Source organism: Halopseudomonas sp. T1L2 (assembly GCF_055397385.1).
On the sequence record NZ_AP040865.1, the window covers coordinates 997,071 to 1,011,775 of the forward strand.

Here is a 14,705-nt window from a genome sequence, read left to right on the forward strand (position 1 = left end):
TTTCCCGCACGCGCCGATGACACAGGCAATAGAAGCAGGCGCCCCGGTTTTCAGGGGGCGGCAATCGGAGAACCGTGTGACACGAATCCCTCTGGTCGTTCTGGCAGCGCTAGCGTTTTCTGCCGAGGCAATGACCTTTCAGACCCGCATGGAAGACGTGCAATGGCAGGTCGAAGGGGATCAGTTTGCCTGCCGATTGACTCAGTCAGTCGCAGGATACGGTGAGGCGAGCTTTGTGCGGCGTGCCGGAGAGCATCCGCAATTCGAATTGAAAGCCTGGGATAACCCGATGCGCCCCGGCCCGGCCCAGGTATTCAACGATCCGCCCCCCTGGCGCCCGGGGACGGCCGCCCAGCCGGTCGGGCAAATTGTGGTAGGCGCGGGTACCTATACCATGATGGCGCCCTATGAGCAGGCTGGCCGCATGCTCGCCGGACTGGCCTCGGGCCTGCAGCCAACCATCATGCGTGGCAGCCAGGTAGGGGGCGATCCAGTCAGGGTGGTGGTTTCCAGTGTGGGCTATCAAAAGGCGCGGCTGGACTTTCAACAGTGCATCAGCGGCCTGCTGCCGATCAGTGCGTCGCAGGCAGCCCAGAGCATCATCAGCTTTGGTGCCGGAGGCAGCAATCTGAGCGCCGACGCCAAAACCAGGCTCGACGCCATCCTGCAGTACATAAATGCCGATGAAAGCCTCAGTGGTATCATTCTCGACGGCCACTCGGATAATCAGGGCAACCGCCTGGACAACCGGGAACTGTCGCGCCAGCGCGCACTTGCCGTGCGGGACTACCTGACCGAGCAGGGCGTTGACGAAAACCTGTTTACAATGCGTTTTCACGGCGACAGCTATCCGGTTGCCAGTAATCGCACCGCCGAAGGTCGTGCAGCCAATCGGCGGGTAATGGTGCGGCTGCAGCACGACTGACGCGCAGCCCTTGGATCTGCTTTGCTCAATCGGCACAAGACCCGAAAGTCGAAGACCTCTCCCCTGTGAATCCTGCTGCTCTGGCGCTAGAATAGACGCTTTCGCCCATTCCCTATGGGGTGGCGGTTCAGTCTTGCTTAAGGGAGCATGTAATGGCAGAAGTCAACAAAGTCGTCCTGGCCTATTCCGGCGGTCTGGATACCTCGGTCATCCTCAAATGGCTGCAGGAAACCTACAACTGCGAAGTGGTCACCTTCACCGCCGACCTCGGTCAGGGTGAGGAAGTGGAACCTGCACGCGCCAAGGCTCAGGCCATGGGCGTAAAGGAAATCTACATCGACGACCTGCGTGAAGAGTTTGTCCGCGACTTCGTGTTCCCGATGTTCCGTGCCAACACCGTCTATGAAGGCGAGTACCTGCTGGGTACCTCTATCGCCCGTCCGCTGATTGCCAAGCGGCTTATCGAAATTGCCAACGAAACCGGTGGTGACGCCATCTCCCACGGCGCTACCGGCAAAGGCAACGATCAGGTTCGTTTCGAGCTGGGTGCCTACGCGCTCAAGCCTGGCGTGAAAGTGATTGCTCCCTGGCGCGAATGGGATCTGCTGTCCCGCGAAAAATTGATGGATTATGCCGAGAAACACGGCATTCCGATCGAGCGCCATGGCAAGAAGAAGTCTCCCTACTCGATGGATGCCAACCTGCTGCACATCTCCTATGAAGGTGGCGTGCTGGAAGATACCTGGACCGAGCACGAGGAAGACATGTGGCGTTGGACTGTTTCCCCGGAGAACGCACCGGACCAGGCCACCTACATCGAACTGACCTACCGCAAGGGCGACATCGTCGCGATCGATGGCAAGGACATGACCCCGGCTGAGGTCCTGACCTACCTTAACAAGGTCGGTGGTGCCAATGGTATTGGTCGCCTGGATATCGTTGAGAACCGCTTCGTCGGCATGAAGTCCCGTGGCTGCTACGAGACCCCCGGCGGCACCATCATGCTGAAGGGCCACCGCGCTATCGAGTCCATCACGCTGGACCGTGAAGTTGCGCACCTGAAAGACAGCCTGATGCCGAAGTATGCCGAGCTGATCTACAACGGTTTCTGGTGGAGCCCCGAGCGTGTGATGCTGCAACAGATGATCGATGCGTCCCAGTTGAACGTAAACGGTGTGGTTCGCCTGAAGCTGTACAAGGGCAACATCATGGTTGTTGGTCGCAAGTCTGATGACTCTCTGTTCGACGCCAACATCGCTACATTTGAGGACGACGCCGGTGCTTACGACCAGGCCGACGCCGCCGGCTTCATCAAACTGAACGCGTTGCGCATGCGCATCGCAGCCGGTAAAGGTCGCAAGCTGATCTGATCAGCATTCATTGTGACGACAAAACGCCCGGCGGAAGCAATTTCGCCGGGCGTTTTCGTTTATATGTTGCTAGCAGTGGTGGTAAACCGGTAGCTTTGGCTGCATCGACACGCAAGGGTAGCGATCATGCGAATTCTGCACACCATGCTCCGGGTCGGAGATCTTGAAAAGTCCGTGGCCTTCTACACCGAGGTACTGGGTATGACCCTGTTAAGGCGCAAGGACTATCCAGAAGGACGCTTTACCAACGTGTTTGTCGGCTACGGAAACGAGGCGGACCACGCCGTGCTGGAACTGACCTGGAACTGGGACACCTCTTCCTACGATCTCGGATCCGGATACGGGCACATCGCGATTGAAGTTCAGGATGTCTATCTTGCCTGCGAGCAGATTCGGCAGGCTGGAGGCAAGATCGTGCGCGAGGCCGGGCCAATGAAACACGGTACTCGGGTACTGGCCTTCGTTGAAGACCCGGATGGTTACCGAATTGAACTTTTGTCTGCCGTGGCATGAACTCGGAAGCTGATCTGGCTTTCGGGGAGGAGTGAGAATGGGGGCGGTGCTTGCAGCGATAGTGGTGTTAGTGCTGGTCGGATGGGGCGTCAGCGTCCACTACAGGCGTCGCCGTGAGCGCAAGGCCCTACTCTCGGTCCTTGCCCAGATTCGTGTGCTGCGCCAGCTTGTCGAGCAGGTGCAACGTCACCGGGGACTCAGCTACGGGGTCATGTCCGGTGAGCGGAGCCTTGAAGCACGGCGCTGGTCGGTCCACCAGCAGGTCAATCAGTTGTTTGAAACCTGTCAACTCTATCAGCCCTCCCTCCACTGGCACGGCAGCTGGCACGATGCACTGGCGTGCTGGACTCAGCTCGAGGAGGGCAGGGAGGAGCAGGATCCGGAGTCGATGCTTCTCATCCACAACGAGATGATACGTAATCTGCTGGCAACGGTGCAGGGCTTGGCTGAACGCCATGATCTGGTATGCCTCGGCCGGCTTGCGCCGCAGGCCGACGGTCTGTGGCTGGAGTTATTGCGTAACACCGAGATCGTTGGTCAATCCCGGGCGATAGGTACCGGGATTGCCGCCAATCGCCAGAATCAGGCGGGCGCGCGGGCGAAGCTGGCGGCGCTGGCGGCGCAGCTTCGTGAGCAGTGCTATGCCGTGCTGGCACGGTTGGCCTCGGATCCGGAGCTGCGCTCATTGGTCGACCATCCGGTCAGGGCGGCGGAGGATGCGCTCGATGTACTGCTCGAACGCATCAGCGCTCTGCTTGACAGCCCTGAGCCGGGAATTGACTCAGCTGGCTACTTTCAGACGGCCACGCAGGCCTTGAGCGCGCAGTTATTACTGGTAGACATGCTACTTGCCCGGCTTGAAAGGCGAGCGCTCAGTTCCGACTGATACCGCGAATCTGGGCTGCCATATCGGCTGCATACAGATCGGTCATCCCGGCAATAAAATCCACTACCCGAAGATAGCTGCGATAGGGCGGCCAGTCCGCCTGCGGTATCGTGTGGCCCAGCAGATCGAGAATGCGTTGGTGCTTGAAGCTGAGGTTCTGACCGGCATGCAGCTCGTTGACTGCGCCGCAGAAGGCATCCAGCAGTGTTTCCAGTGTGCTGTAGGCGCCGATTTCGTGCAGCGTCTTGCGTTTGTCCTGGAAGATGCGCTTGCGTGCCATCTGCTTGGCGTCGAGTACGCAGCGCCGGGCCGCGCCATGCATGTGCTCGACCAGATCACCCTCCAGATCGCCCGCCAACAGCGCTGGTTGCTGCTCAATGAAGGCCTCCGCAGCAGCGTTGACCAGATGTTCTATCGCCTTGCCGCGCAGAATGGCCAGCCGGCGGCGCTGGGAGTCCTGGGGGCCGAGTAGCCGATAGGTTTCCGGCAGGTCGTCACCGACCAGATCGAGCAGAACTTGCTCAACTTCAGCGTAGGCAAGCAAATCCATTTCCAGCCCGTCTTCCAGGTCAATCAGGCCATAGCAGATATCGTCAGCGGCCTCGACCAGATACACCATGGGGTGGCGACTGAAGCGCTGATCTCCCTGGGCGGGTAGCCCGAGCTTTTCGGCAATCTGCTTGAGCAGCGGGTATTCGGCCTGATAACAGCCGAACTTGTTTTTCTTGTAGCCAAGCGTATCGGCATGCCGTGCCGTCCAGGGATACTTGAGATAGGCGCCCAGGGTTGCGTAGGTCAGGCGCATGCCGCCTTCGGCCTGGTGGTATTCGATCTGGGTCAGCACCCTGAATCCCTGGGCGTTGCCTTCGAAGTGCAGGAAGTCATTGCGCTCGGCATCACTCAAGGCATCGAGCAGACCTTGGTCGGCAGCTTGCCTGAACCAGTGGCGTATGGCGTCTTCGCCGGAATGGCCATAGGGCGGGTTGCCAATGTCATGGGCCAGACACGCGGCCTGAACGATGACACCCAGATCTGCAGGCTGGCACCATTCCGGCAACTGCCCGCGCAGCATCTCGCCGACCCGCATGCCGAGCGACCTGCCCACACAGCCAACTTCAAGGCTATGGGTCAGGCGGGTATGGATATGATCGTTGCTGGAGACCGGATGAACCTGGGTTTTCTTGCCTAGCCGGCGGAAAGCCCCGGAGAAGATGACGCGGTCGTGGTCCTTGTGGAAGGGGGTGCGGCCCAATTCCTCATCGCTGGTGAAGGTTTTACCCAGCCGCTCGCGGCACAGTAGTGTTTCCCAATCCATAGAACTCTCCATAGGCAGTGCCCTGAGTATGTTGGATGGCGGCATCGCTGCCAAGCGTGGTCGGCAGAGAAGGGCAAACAGGGTAGAATGCCGGCTTTTCAGTTTCTGTGTGCAGCCAATGATTCAGCTCAATCTTTACGGCACCGTGGGGTGCCACCTGTGTGATGCCGCTCTTGCCGAGCTGGCGCCGCTGATGACGGATGTGCAGGTCAATCAGGTAGATATCGTCGACAGCAACGAGCTGATGGAACGCTACCAGCTGCGCATTCCTGTGCTGCAGCGCGTAGATAGCGGCGCCGAACTGGATTGGCCGTTCGATCTGGCCAGCCTGATGGCCTGGCTGGGTGACAGTCTGCGTGAGGAGGGCTGAGCGATGGCGATGCGTGTTGAGCCGTTCTGGAAGCGCAAAACCCTGGAGCAGCTGGATCAGGACGAGTGGGAGTCGCTGTGCGATGGCTGCGGTCTGTGCTGCCTGCAGAAGCTGGAAGATGAAGACGAACCGCAGGCGATTTACTACACCCGCATTGCCTGCAAGCTGCTCGACCTCAAGACCTGCCGCTGCAGCGATTACCCGAACCGTCGCCAATTCGTGCCAGACTGCATTCAGCTGACGCCGGGCAAGGCGCAGGATTTTGCCTGGTTGCCACCCAGTTGCGGCTATCGCCTGGTAGCCGAAGGTGAGGACCTGCCGCCGTGGCACCATCTGGTGTGCGGTGATCGCAATGCCGTTCATAAAGCGGGAATCTCCCAGTCCGGTCAGATGCTGGCTGAGGGCAGCGTGCCGGACGACGACTGGGAAGAGCACATCATTTTCCGCGTCGGCTAGTTGTCGACCTCAAATTCACGCAACTTGGTATACAGGTAGCGTACCTGGTCGTATTCGAACGGACTGTCCAGCGCGCCATAGCGGAAGGGTGTCTGGTAACGCAGATCAATCGCCCAAATGCCCCAGGTCGCCTGATAGTCGTTCATAACGTCCCGGCTGTGCATGTAGTTGACGTAATCCTCCAGCACCCAGTCTGCGGTTCGTCCGGTACCGTCGCGCAGGCTGGATGGCCCCAAAAACGGAAGAACCAGATAGGGGCCCGGTGGCACGCCCCAGACGCCGAGTGTCTGGCCGAAGTCTTCCTTCTGCCGGGGCAGTCCCATTTTTCCGGCTACATCAAATATCCCGGCCAGCCCGAAAATACTGTTGAACAGCAGGCGAGCGGTGGTCTGCCCGCTGCGCTTGAACTTACCCTGCAATAAGCTGTTTCCGAGATTAGGAATCTCACCCAGGTTATTGAAAATATTGGATACGCCAGTTCGAACTGGCCGCGGAGTGGCCCATGCATAGGTGCGTACAACGGGCAAATACACATAGCGATCGAATTGTGCGTTGAAACGATAGATGCGGCGGTTCAAGCCCTCGATTGGATCCTGCACGTTGAGTGCACGCAGGCTGGAGCGTTCAAACTGGTAGCGATTTTCGCTTTCATCGATGTCCAGCTCCAGCAGCGGGTCACTGTACAGCGGCACTGTGTCGACCGGCTCGGCGGCGAGCGTTGGCGCGCTGATCAGGCAGGCCAGCAGGGGCAGATTGAGTAACGCCTTCATTGCGAGCCTCCCTGTAGAAACTGCAGATACCGTCGGGCTACCGGCGCATAGTCCAGATTGCCCCCGTGACCACCCGAGGGGTACAGAAAGGCGCGCTCGCCAAAGGTCTGCGCAAGGAAATGGTAATCGTCGCGGGTCAGAATCAGCTCACTGGCGTTACTGACCACGGCAATCTTCGCATTGCCGTGCAGAAACGCGCTCAGGTGTCTGAGGCTGGCCTGTTCCGCCATCTGTTGCAGGTCGCCGTCGGCGTTGCGGCTTTGCCAGGCCGGCAGCAATTGGGTTTCGACATAACAGCTGAAATCGCAGAACAGCGCGCGGCGAAGATAGGGTGTGAGTGATGTGCTGACCTTCAGACGTTGATCAGCCGGAGCATAGCGCCCGCCGCCATTGATCAGGTCGCTCATGAAGTTCAGATCGGCGGCTGCGAAACGAAATACGGCGCCAATCAGCATGGCCAGCTCCGCATCGGTCAGGGCTTGCGGTGAACTCTGAATTTCCTCGAAGAGACTGGCCTGAATATCGCTGTTGCCGCGGCTGGCAAAGTGACGGGACAGTTTCTGAAAGATATGTTCGTAAAAACTGTCGTTGTCGCTGACGCCGGCAATACGGGTATAGGACAGCGCATCCAGCCGCCGAATCGAGGCATACAGATCCACTGGCGGGTTGAGCAGCAATACCCGCTGAAAATCGAACTGGCCCAGGTGCTCGTCCAGCTCGGCGACGAAGGCCGCATGCAGTGCGCCCAGGCTGAAACCGGCAAGTCGGTAGCTGGTGATTTCCAGATCGAGTTCATTGCGCGCCTTTGCCAGGGCCATGCTCATGGCGGTATGCAGATCCCGCGCATCGTCTGCAGCAATGCCCGGCATGCCGCTTCGCGAGGCGGCGGCAATAAAGTCGTGATTGGTAGGCGAGGACAGTACGATGACATGCATGCCAGCCTGCCAAAATAGCCGTTTGAGGTAATCCATGCGGCTGCTGTCGTAGCCGGAGCCGGTGCCGGCAATCAGAAAGATCAGCGGGGCGGGCTTATCGTGCCAGGCTACTCGATAGTGCAGATCGCGATACTGGGACAGTGCCGGCGGCAGGTGGCGCTCGGGCAGCACGCGAACCTTGAGGTCGACCTGCTGTACGTCTACTTCCGGGGGGACTGCAGCCTGCAGCCGTTCAGGAGTGCCTGCAACGGTTGCCATAAAGGGGTTGGACACCGGGTAGGCATAGGGCTCGGCTTGCACCGACAGAGGCAGGCAGGCAAGCAGGGCAGTGCAAAGGGCACGAATTCCGGGAAAGCGTAGCAAGCGGGTTCTCTTCCTGAGGGATTCAGGAGATTTAACCGCAAATCGGGGATAAAGTTCCGCTTTTTTCGGCTCAGACAGAAAGCGGAATCGGCAAGCGCGCCCGGCGAACATGCCGGCGGCGCTCCAGCCGATTCCAGAGTTTTTCGTGAAAGTAGAACGCCACGGTATTGATGGCCGGCTCGATCAACGCGACCGCACCACCGATCATGATGCTGCCGGTCAGCAGGTACACCACACCGAAGGCGATGGAAAAGTGCATGCAGGCGAAGGTGATGGTCTTGGTCATGGCGGTATCCCTGAACACGCTTAACAAGAATCATTAGTAGTGTTGTCAGGGTAGTCAGGGCCAAGCGATTAATGAATCGAATTTGTTTAATTGCGCTGATAGATATGAGCGATAGCTCTTGGCGAAAAAAAGCGCAGGGCAGGGCCTGCGCTTTCAGGGATGTCAATCAAAATCGAAGTCGCTAAGCTCCCTTTGCAGACGTCGCTCTTCCAGATAGTTGTCGATCAAGCGGCGCTTGGTCAGGCTACTTTTGGAAATGGGTGCGCTGTCGGTATCGGGGGTGTCATCGTCTTCGATGAACTCGTCGTCGTCCAGTTCGATATCTGATTTGGCTTGGCTCATGACTCAACTCCACGCTGAACATGTCATTTGCGCACCTTATAAACGCAGATACGAATTTGCGGAAATAGATTTTTTCAATTGAATTTGACGAAGAAACGCAGTGTGTTTTCACAGCGTTTACGGAGGCGGGATCGCGCTTGGGATTCAGTCGGATGTCTTGTGCTTGTAGTCGCACAAATCCTCTATACGACAGCTGCCGCACTGCGGCGTTCGCGCCTTGCAGACATAGCGACCGTGCAGGATCAGCCAGTGATGGGCGTCTACCAGAAACTCCTTGGGCACGTGCTTGAGAAGCTTCTTTTCGACCTCAAGCACGTTCTTGCCAGGTGCAATGCCGGTGCGATTGCTGACGCGGAAAATATGCGTGTCCACCGCCATGGTCGGCTGGCCAAAAGCGGTGTTGAGCACCACGTTGGCGGTCTTGCGGCCGACGCCAGGCAGGGCTTCGAGTGCCTCGCGTGTCTGCGGCACCTGGCTGTCGTGCTCTTCGATCAGAATCTTGCAGGCGGCAATGACGTTGCGGGCTTTGCTGTTGTACAGGCCGATGGTCTTGATGTACTCGCTCAGGCCATCGACACCCAATGCATAGATGGCTTCCGGAGTATTGGCGACCGGGAACAGTTTGTCGGTCGCCTTGTTGACGCCAACGTCGGTCGCCTGCGCCGAAAGTGTTACCGCCACCAGCAACTCGAACGGCGTGCTGAATTTCAGCTCGGTAGTCGGATGAGGATTATCCTCGCGCAGCCGGCGGAAGATTTCGTAGCGCTTTTCCTTGTTCATCGCGTCGCCTGTTTCAGCTGATGGTGCCGGTGACACGCACCCGCTTGCTGCCTGCCGCGGCCGGTTTGGCTTCACGAGCTGCGGCGCGTTCCTTGACCTTGGCGTCGATCAGATTCTTCAGGGCGATCAGCAGGCCCATGAAGACGAACGCACCGGGCGGCAGGATGACGAACAGCACGTCCTTGTAGTTGGGGAATACCACCAGCTTCCAATCTGCGGCAGTCGGGCCGAGCAGCAGGTCCATGCCAGCAACCAGCGTGCCGTGGCCGACCAGCTCGCGCAGGCCGCCCAGCACGATTAGCACCAGGGTAAAGCCCAGGCCCATCATGAAACCGTCGACCAGCGAGGGCAGCAGCGGATTCTTCGAGGCGAAAGCGTCGGCACGACCAAGGATCACGCAGTTGGTGACGATCAACGGGATAAAAATGCCGAGGATCTGGTACAGCTCATAGGTAAAGGCCTGCATCAGCAGTTCGATACAGGTGGTCAGCGCGGCGATGATCATGACGAAGGCGGGCAGGCGCACAGCGTCGGTCACGGCGCTGCGAATCAGCGACACGGCAAGGTTGGAGCCGGCCAGCACCAGGATGGTCGCCAGACCCAGACCAAGTGCGTTGACCACCGAGCTGCTGACACCCAGCAGCGGGCAGAGACCGAGCAGTTGAACCAGACCGGGGTTGTTGTGCCAAAGACCGTCAGCGGTGATCTCGGAGAGCGTCTTGGTCGCCATGGATTACTCCTCGTCCAGCTGCAGAAGGCTGGCCCGGTGTGCGTCGAAATAGGTAAGTGCCTGATAGACCGCCTTGACGACGGCCCGCGGGGTAATGGTTGCGCCGGTAAACTGGTCAAACTCGCCGCCATCCTTCTTTACCGCCCATTGTTCGGGCACCGGCATGCTCAGACTCTTGCCGTTGAAGTCCAGCACCCACTGGCTTTTTGCGGTCTCAATCTTGTCTCCCAGACCGGGGGTTTCACGGTGATTGACACTGCGCACCCCGGCGATACTGCCATCGGCATTGATGCCGACCAGCAGGTCAATGCGGCCACTGTAGCCGTCAGGGGCGACGACCGGCAGGATCACGGCGCTGACTGCGCCGTCGTTGCGTGCGCGGTAGGCATCTTTCGCGGCGGTCAGACTCAGGTACTGACGGTCGTCGATGGCAAAATTGTCGGCCAGTAGATCGTTGTCGTGCCGGTCGTGGGGGATGATCTCGTTCAGCGCGCTGAGCTGAACCCGGCGCTGGGCTTCGTCAATGCGCTCCGCTGTGCCTTGCTGGGTGACCGCAATCATGCCCACGGTCGCCATGGCGAACAGGCCCAGAATCAGGCTGTTGCGCAGGATCGAGCTGCTGGTACTGGTAGGATTTTCCATGGCTCAGTCCGTCTTGCCCATACCGCGTTTGGCCTTGCTGTGGCCATAGGTGCGCGGCGTGCTGTAGTAGTCAATGGTCGGTGCAGCCAGATTCATCAGCAACACCGCAAACGCCACCGCGTCGGGGTAGCCGCCCCAGGCGCGAATCACGTAGACCAGAATACCCACGCCGGCACCGAAGATCAGGCGACCTTGCTTGCTGGTGGCACCGGAAACCGGATCGGTGATGATGAAGAAAGCGCCGAGCATGGTGGCACCGCTGAACAGATGGAACAGCGGCGAGCCGTTTGAGTCCGATCCGCTGCCATTCCAGAACAGCAGGCTCATCACCGCCAGTGCCGCCAGCATGCCAACCGGAGCATGCCAGCTGTAAATACGCTTGTAGAGCAGCACCAGCCCACCGAGCAGGTAGGCAAGGTTGACCCACTCCCAGCCGTAACCGGCAAACTGGCCGAACGCAGGGCTGGCGGCCTGCAACTCGGTCATGGTCAGACTGTTGTTGGTCTTGACCACATCCAGCGCGGTAGCCAGCGTCCAGCCGTCGATCTCGCTGCTGACCGGCAGGAAGATTCTGCTCAGGGCGTCCAGTAGACCAAGGGTGGCGTGAACGTCGGGCACCACTGCTTCAATGCCGCGCCAGGCCGGCCAGCTGGTCATCTCTACCGGGAAGGAGATCAGCACTACCACGTAGCCCAGCATCGCCGGGTTGAACGGGTTCTGACCCAGGCCGCCATAGAGCTGCTTGCCAAAAACGATCGCGAAACTGACCGCAATCAGGGTTAGCCACCAGGGAGCATAGGGCGGCAGCGCCAAGGCCAGCAGCCAGGCGGTTACCAGCGCACTGCCGTCACGCAGGTAAAACCCGATCGGTCGCTTGCGAATCGCCAGGACGAGTGATTCGACCAGCAGGGCGACTGCGCTGGCGTAGAGGATGTTGATCAGGGTGCCGAAACCGTAGAACCAGGTCAGCACCAGGATGCCGGGCAGCGTCGCACCCAGTACCCAGAGCATGATGGTCTGGGTGTGGTTGTTGCCCTTGGCGTGTGGCGAAGTCATGCGAACCAGCGCCATCAGTTGGTCTCCTTGCTGGCCATATAGTCGGCGAAGGCCTTGGCGGCGATGTCGAGCGCTGCCCGGCGGGTGGCCAGTTCCTGTTCAGCGGCTGCGGTATCAGCCCCCGCTTCGGTCGCGTCTTTGAGCTCACGTTCGGCGCGCTTGAAGTCGGCCTTGGTGGTGGCCAGATTGGTTTTCAGCTCACGCAGTTGCTCATCAACGGGCTTCTTGTCGACACGCTGGCGTTCTGGAGGCGGAATGGGGCTGCTGTTTTCCGCTTCATGCAGTGCTTTCTCAGCCGCACTGAGTGCCTGCTGCCGGGCAGCGAGCTGCGCTTGCAGGTCAGCATCCTCCGGCGACTCTGCGAGCGCGCGTTCGGTCTTCCTGGTGGCGGCGCGGGCCATGGCCAGATCGAGTTTGGCTTGCTTGAGCTTCTCATCGACCGGCTTATTTGCCGCCACAGTCGCCGGTACGCGTGCTTCGGCTGCCTCTGCCTGCTCGCGCAATTTGGCAATTTCGGCTTGCTGTTCGTCGCTGGGGCTGTCGCCAGCCGCACGTTCGGCCTTTTTGAGCGCGGCGCGCAGCATGGCGGCTTCGATCTTCAGTTTCTTGGCGTCGTCTTCACCGGCTGCCTGTGGCGCAGGCGCGGCTGGCTGGCTGCTGACTTCACCCTGAGCTTTGTCGAAGGCGTCCTGGGCGTCACGTGCCGCTTGCTCCAGTTGCGGGATCTGCGCTTGAAGATCGGCGTTATCCGGGTTGGCAGTCAGCTGCTTCTGGGCCTTCTTCAGCGCCATTTGCGCTGTTGCGGCAGCGATTTTCAACTGCTTCTGCTCCGGCGTGAGACCGCCGGCTTTAGGCGCAGGGGCGTCAGCTGCGGGGGCGGCCGTGCCAGCCTCGGCCTGTTTGGCCGCTTCTGCTTCTTTGGCGGCCTTGAGGCGGGCGGCTTTTTCGGCACGGGCGATACGGTCGCGTTCCTTCTGCTCGGCCTCGCGCTGCAGGCGTTCCTGGCGGTGCTCGAAGCGTTGACGTGAGTGGTCGGCCTTGTGCTGCTGAAGGTCGAGTGCGCGAATCTCTGACTTGGCCGCGCGGTAGTACTGCACCAGCGGAATACTGCTGGGGCAGACGTATGAGCAGGCGCCGCATTCGATACAGTCAAACAGGTTCTGGCGCTTGAGCTGGTCGTAGTCCTTGCCCAGGGCAAAGAAGTGCAGCTGTTGCGGCAGCAGGCTGGCCGGACAGGCTTCAGCACACAAGCCACAGCGGATGCACGGCTGGGCGGGTGGCGGTGGCGGCAGTTCAGCCTTGCTGCCGGCCAGCAGGCAGTTGGTGGTCTTGACGATGGGCGCGTCCATGCTCTGCAGGGTAAAGCCCATCATCGGCCCGCCCATGACCAGTCGATAGAGTTTTTCGGGCTGCAGGCCGGCAAAGGTCAGCAGGTCACGTATCGGCGTACCGATCAGCGCTTCAACATTGGTCGGGTGGCTCAGGGCATCGCCGGTCAGAGTGGTGATGCGCTTGATCAGTGGCTGGCCCAGAACTACCGCGTCGTGGATCGCCAGCAAGGTGCCGACGTTCTGGCAGACCATGCCGAGATCGGCTGGCAGGCCGCCACTGGGTACTTCCTTGCCGGTCAGGATCTGGATCAGCTGCTTTTCACCGCCGGACGGGTACTTAGTGGGAAAGACCACGACCTGCATGGGGCGCTCGCCAACGGCGGCGCGCATGGCTTCGATCGCCTCGGGCTTGTTGTCCTCGATGCCGATCAGAACCTGCTCCGGGCGCAGGATGTGCATCAGCACTTCGATGCCGCTGACGATCTGCTCGGCGCGGTAACGCATGGCGCTGTCGTCAGCGGTGATGTAGGGCTCGCACTCGGTGCCGTTGATAATCAGCGTGTGGATCTTCTGCTCGGGGCGTGCCTTGAGCTTTACGGCGGTCGGGAACCCGGCGCCGCCCAGGCCGCTGATACCCGCCGCGCGGATGATGTCGAGCAGCGCAGCGGGCTCAAGTGCCCGGAAGTCGCTGATCGGGTCCAGTTCGCACCAGCGGTCTTCGCCATCGGCTTCAATACGGATGGCCCATTCTTCGAGACCGGATGCGTGCGGGTAAGGGGCCGGCCCGATGGCGGTCACAGTACCGGAGGTGGGCGCATGCAGCGGGCAACTGACAAAGCCGCTGGCCTCTGCGATCAACTGGCCCTTGAGTACCTTCTCGCCAACGGCGACGCAGGGCTCGGCGCGGGCGCCAATGTGCTGCTGTAGCGGCACGATCAGCTCGCGCGGCAGCGGCGGGGTTTCGATGCCATGGCCGAGCGATTGCAGCTTGTTTTCTTGCGGGTGAATGCCGCCGGGGATGTCCCAGATTCGAATAGGGCTGGCTGCGGTCATCAGGCGGCCCCTCGGCTGGCGTCGGTAGCAATCAGGGCTGAACTGGGCAGTGGAAAATCCCACTTCCAGTTCTGCGGTGTGGTCGGCAGAGGCAGCATGTCGATACAGTCAACCGGGCAGGGTTCTACACAAAGGTCGCAGCCGGTGCACTCGTCAACAATCACGGTGTGCATCTGTTTGGCTGCGCCAAGAATGGCATCGACCGGGCAGGCCTGAATGCACTTGGTGCAGCCGATGCATTCGGCCTCGCGGATATAGGCAACCATGCGCGGCTTTTCTTCGCCGTGCTCGGCGTCCAGCGGCAGCGCCTCGACATCAAGCAGGTCAGCCAGCGCCTGAATGGTGGATTCGCCGCCGGGCGGGCACTTGTTGATCGGCTCGCCGTTGGCAATGCCTTCGGCGTAGGGGCGGCAACCCGGGTGGCCGCATTGGCCGCATTGGGTTTGTGGCAGCAGGTTGTTGATCTGGTCAACGATGGGGTCGCCGTCAACCTTGAAGCGAACGGCGGCAAAGCCGAGCACGGCACCGAAAATCAGCGCCAGCCCCAGCAGGACGACAATGGCAGTAATGATCATCGACATG

At 60.1% G+C, this 14,705-nt stretch carries 17 protein-coding genes; 6 read left to right on the forward strand and 11 right to left on the reverse strand.

The window, feature by feature from the left end; genetic code table 11:
- Positions 1-76 precede the first annotated feature (76 nt).
- The 4 genes from ACZ5WQ_RS04670 to ACZ5WQ_RS04685 all read left to right on the forward strand — a co-directional run bounded on the left by ACZ5WQ_RS04670 (position 77) and on the right by ACZ5WQ_RS04685 (position 3,694).
- On the forward strand, positions 77-925 hold the full coding sequence (locus ACZ5WQ_RS04670; RefSeq protein ID WP_464383255.1) for a flagellar protein MotY: 849 nt from the start codon (positions 77-79) through the stop codon (positions 923-925).
- A 152-nt stretch (positions 926-1,077) separates the two neighbouring features.
- Positions 1,078-2,295: an argininosuccinate synthase gene (locus tag ACZ5WQ_RS04675; protein ID WP_088274300.1), complete on the forward strand. Its 1,218-nt coding sequence runs from the start codon at positions 1,078-1,080 to the stop codon at positions 2,293-2,295.
- Between the two features lie 126 nt (positions 2,296-2,421).
- On the forward strand, positions 2,422-2,808 hold the full coding sequence (gene gloA / locus ACZ5WQ_RS04680; RefSeq protein WP_228244990.1) for a lactoylglutathione lyase: 387 nt from the start codon (positions 2,422-2,424) through the stop codon (positions 2,806-2,808).
- Between the two features lie 37 nt (positions 2,809-2,845).
- Positions 2,846-3,694, forward strand: coding sequence for a nitrate- and nitrite sensing domain-containing protein (locus tag ACZ5WQ_RS04685; RefSeq protein ID WP_335600899.1), 849 nt, complete (start codon positions 2,846-2,848; stop codon positions 3,692-3,694).
- Here ACZ5WQ_RS04685 and ACZ5WQ_RS04690 read toward each other — a convergent pair.
- Positions 3,681-5,009 (reverse strand): deoxyguanosinetriphosphate triphosphohydrolase, encoded by a 1,329-nt coding sequence (locus ACZ5WQ_RS04690; RefSeq protein ID WP_464383256.1) that lies wholly within the window; start codon positions 5,007-5,009, stop codon positions 3,681-3,683. The two genes, ACZ5WQ_RS04685 and ACZ5WQ_RS04690, sit on opposite strands and share 14 nt — an antisense overlap.
- Positions 5,010-5,127: 118 nt before the next feature.
- On the opposite strand from ACZ5WQ_RS04690, the gene ACZ5WQ_RS04695 reads away from it, so the two are divergent.
- Positions 5,128-5,379, forward strand: coding sequence for a glutaredoxin family protein (locus tag ACZ5WQ_RS04695; RefSeq protein WP_335600901.1), 252 nt, complete (start codon positions 5,128-5,130; stop codon positions 5,377-5,379).
- Between the two features lie 3 nt (positions 5,380-5,382).
- Entirely contained in the window at positions 5,383-5,835 is a 453-nt protein-coding gene (locus tag ACZ5WQ_RS04700) for a YcgN family cysteine cluster protein (protein WP_464383257.1), read from the forward strand.
- On the opposite strand, the gene ACZ5WQ_RS04705 is transcribed toward ACZ5WQ_RS04700, so the two are convergent.
- The 10 genes from ACZ5WQ_RS04705 to rsxB all read right to left on the reverse strand — a co-directional run bounded on the left by ACZ5WQ_RS04705 (position 5,832) and on the right by rsxB (position 14,704).
- Positions 5,832-6,605, reverse strand: a complete 774-nt coding sequence (locus tag ACZ5WQ_RS04705) for an MlaA family lipoprotein (protein ID WP_233049621.1) — start codon at positions 6,603-6,605, stop codon at positions 5,832-5,834. The genes ACZ5WQ_RS04700 and ACZ5WQ_RS04705 overlap by 4 nt on opposite strands.
- Complete coding sequence (locus ACZ5WQ_RS04710; protein ID WP_338213224.1) at positions 6,602-7,903, reverse strand: serine/threonine protein kinase; 1,302 nt, start codon at positions 7,901-7,903, stop codon at positions 6,602-6,604. The genes ACZ5WQ_RS04705 and ACZ5WQ_RS04710 overlap by 4 nt, the downstream gene beginning before the upstream one ends.
- A gap of 70 nt (positions 7,904-7,973) precedes the next feature.
- Positions 7,974-8,189 carry a DUF2061 domain-containing protein gene (locus tag ACZ5WQ_RS04715; RefSeq protein ID WP_233049623.1) on the reverse strand — a complete coding sequence of 72 codons (216 nt, stop codon included), beginning with the start codon at positions 8,187-8,189 and terminating at the stop codon, positions 7,974-7,976.
- Positions 8,190-8,351: 162 nt separating this feature from the next.
- The gene (locus ACZ5WQ_RS04720; protein WP_088274291.1) at positions 8,352-8,531 is read right to left on the reverse strand and encodes a PA3496 family putative envelope integrity protein; all 180 of its coding nucleotides are present in this window, start codon (positions 8,529-8,531) and stop codon (positions 8,352-8,354) included.
- Positions 8,532-8,675: 144 nt separating this feature from the next.
- Entirely contained in the window at positions 8,676-9,311 is a 636-nt protein-coding gene (gene nth, locus ACZ5WQ_RS04725) for an endonuclease III (RefSeq protein ID WP_228244982.1), read from the reverse strand.
- Between the two features lie 13 nt (positions 9,312-9,324).
- On the reverse strand, positions 9,325-10,041 hold the full coding sequence (locus ACZ5WQ_RS04730) for an electron transport complex subunit E (RefSeq protein ID WP_464383258.1): 717 nt from the start codon (positions 10,039-10,041) through the stop codon (positions 9,325-9,327).
- 3 nt (positions 10,042-10,044) lie between these two features.
- Positions 10,045-10,683: an electron transport complex subunit RsxG gene (gene rsxG, locus ACZ5WQ_RS04735; RefSeq protein WP_228244980.1), complete on the reverse strand. Its 639-nt coding sequence runs from the start codon at positions 10,681-10,683 to the stop codon at positions 10,045-10,047.
- 3 nt (positions 10,684-10,686) lie between these two features.
- Positions 10,687-11,754: an electron transport complex subunit RsxD gene (rsxD, locus tag ACZ5WQ_RS04740; protein ID WP_464383259.1), complete on the reverse strand. Its 1,068-nt coding sequence runs from the start codon at positions 11,752-11,754 to the stop codon at positions 10,687-10,689.
- Positions 11,754-14,123 (reverse strand): electron transport complex subunit RsxC, encoded by a 2,370-nt coding sequence (gene rsxC, locus ACZ5WQ_RS04745; protein ID WP_464383260.1) that lies wholly within the window; start codon positions 14,121-14,123, stop codon positions 11,754-11,756. Before rsxC ends, rsxD begins: the two co-directional genes overlap by 1 nt.
- Positions 14,123-14,704, reverse strand: coding sequence for an electron transport complex subunit RsxB (gene rsxB / locus ACZ5WQ_RS04750; RefSeq protein ID WP_233049628.1), 582 nt, complete (start codon positions 14,702-14,704; stop codon positions 14,123-14,125). The genes rsxC and rsxB overlap by 1 nt, the downstream gene beginning before the upstream one ends.
- Between the last annotated feature and the right edge of the window lies 1 nt (position 14,705).

Coding starts and splice junctions, on each gene's coding strand:
- ACZ5WQ_RS04675 (WP_088274300.1), top strand. CDS start 1,078: ATGGCAGAAGTCAACAAAGTCGTCCTGGCCTATTCCGGCGGTCTGGAT.
- gloA (WP_228244990.1), top strand. CDS start 2,422: ATGCGAATTCTGCACACCATGCTCCGGGTCGGAGATCTTGAAAAGTCC.
- ACZ5WQ_RS04685 (WP_335600899.1), top strand. CDS start 2,846: ATGGGGGCGGTGCTTGCAGCGATAGTGGTGTTAGTGCTGGTCGGATGG.
- ACZ5WQ_RS04690 (WP_464383256.1), bottom strand. CDS start 5,009: ATGGATTGGGAAACACTACTGTGCCGCGAGCGGCTGGGTAAAACCTTC.
- ACZ5WQ_RS04695 (WP_335600901.1), top strand. CDS start 5,128: ATGATTCAGCTCAATCTTTACGGCACCGTGGGGTGCCACCTGTGTGAT.
- ACZ5WQ_RS04700 (WP_464383257.1), top strand. CDS start 5,383: ATGGCGATGCGTGTTGAGCCGTTCTGGAAGCGCAAAACCCTGGAGCAG.
- ACZ5WQ_RS04705 (WP_233049621.1), bottom strand. CDS start 6,605: ATGAAGGCGTTACTCAATCTGCCCCTGCTGGCCTGCCTGATCAGCGCG.
- ACZ5WQ_RS04715 (WP_233049623.1), bottom strand. CDS start 8,189: ATGACCAAGACCATCACCTTCGCCTGCATGCACTTTTCCATCGCCTTC.
- ACZ5WQ_RS04720 (WP_088274291.1), bottom strand. CDS start 8,531: ATGAGCCAAGCCAAATCAGATATCGAACTGGACGACGACGAGTTCATC.
- nth (WP_228244982.1), bottom strand. CDS start 9,311: ATGAACAAGGAAAAGCGCTACGAAATCTTCCGCCGGCTGCGCGAGGAT.
- ACZ5WQ_RS04730 (WP_464383258.1), bottom strand. CDS start 10,041: ATGGCGACCAAGACGCTCTCCGAGATCACCGCTGACGGTCTTTGGCAC.
- rsxG (WP_228244980.1), bottom strand. CDS start 10,683: ATGGAAAATCCTACCAGTACCAGCAGCTCGATCCTGCGCAACAGCCTG.
- rsxD (WP_464383259.1), bottom strand. CDS start 11,754: ATGGCGCTGGTTCGCATGACTTCGCCACACGCCAAGGGCAACAACCAC.
- rsxC (WP_464383260.1), bottom strand. CDS start 14,123: ATGACCGCAGCCAGCCCTATTCGAATCTGGGACATCCCCGGCGGCATT.
- rsxB (WP_233049628.1), bottom strand. CDS start 14,704: ATGTCGATGATCATTACTGCCATTGTCGTCCTGCTGGGGCTGGCGCTG.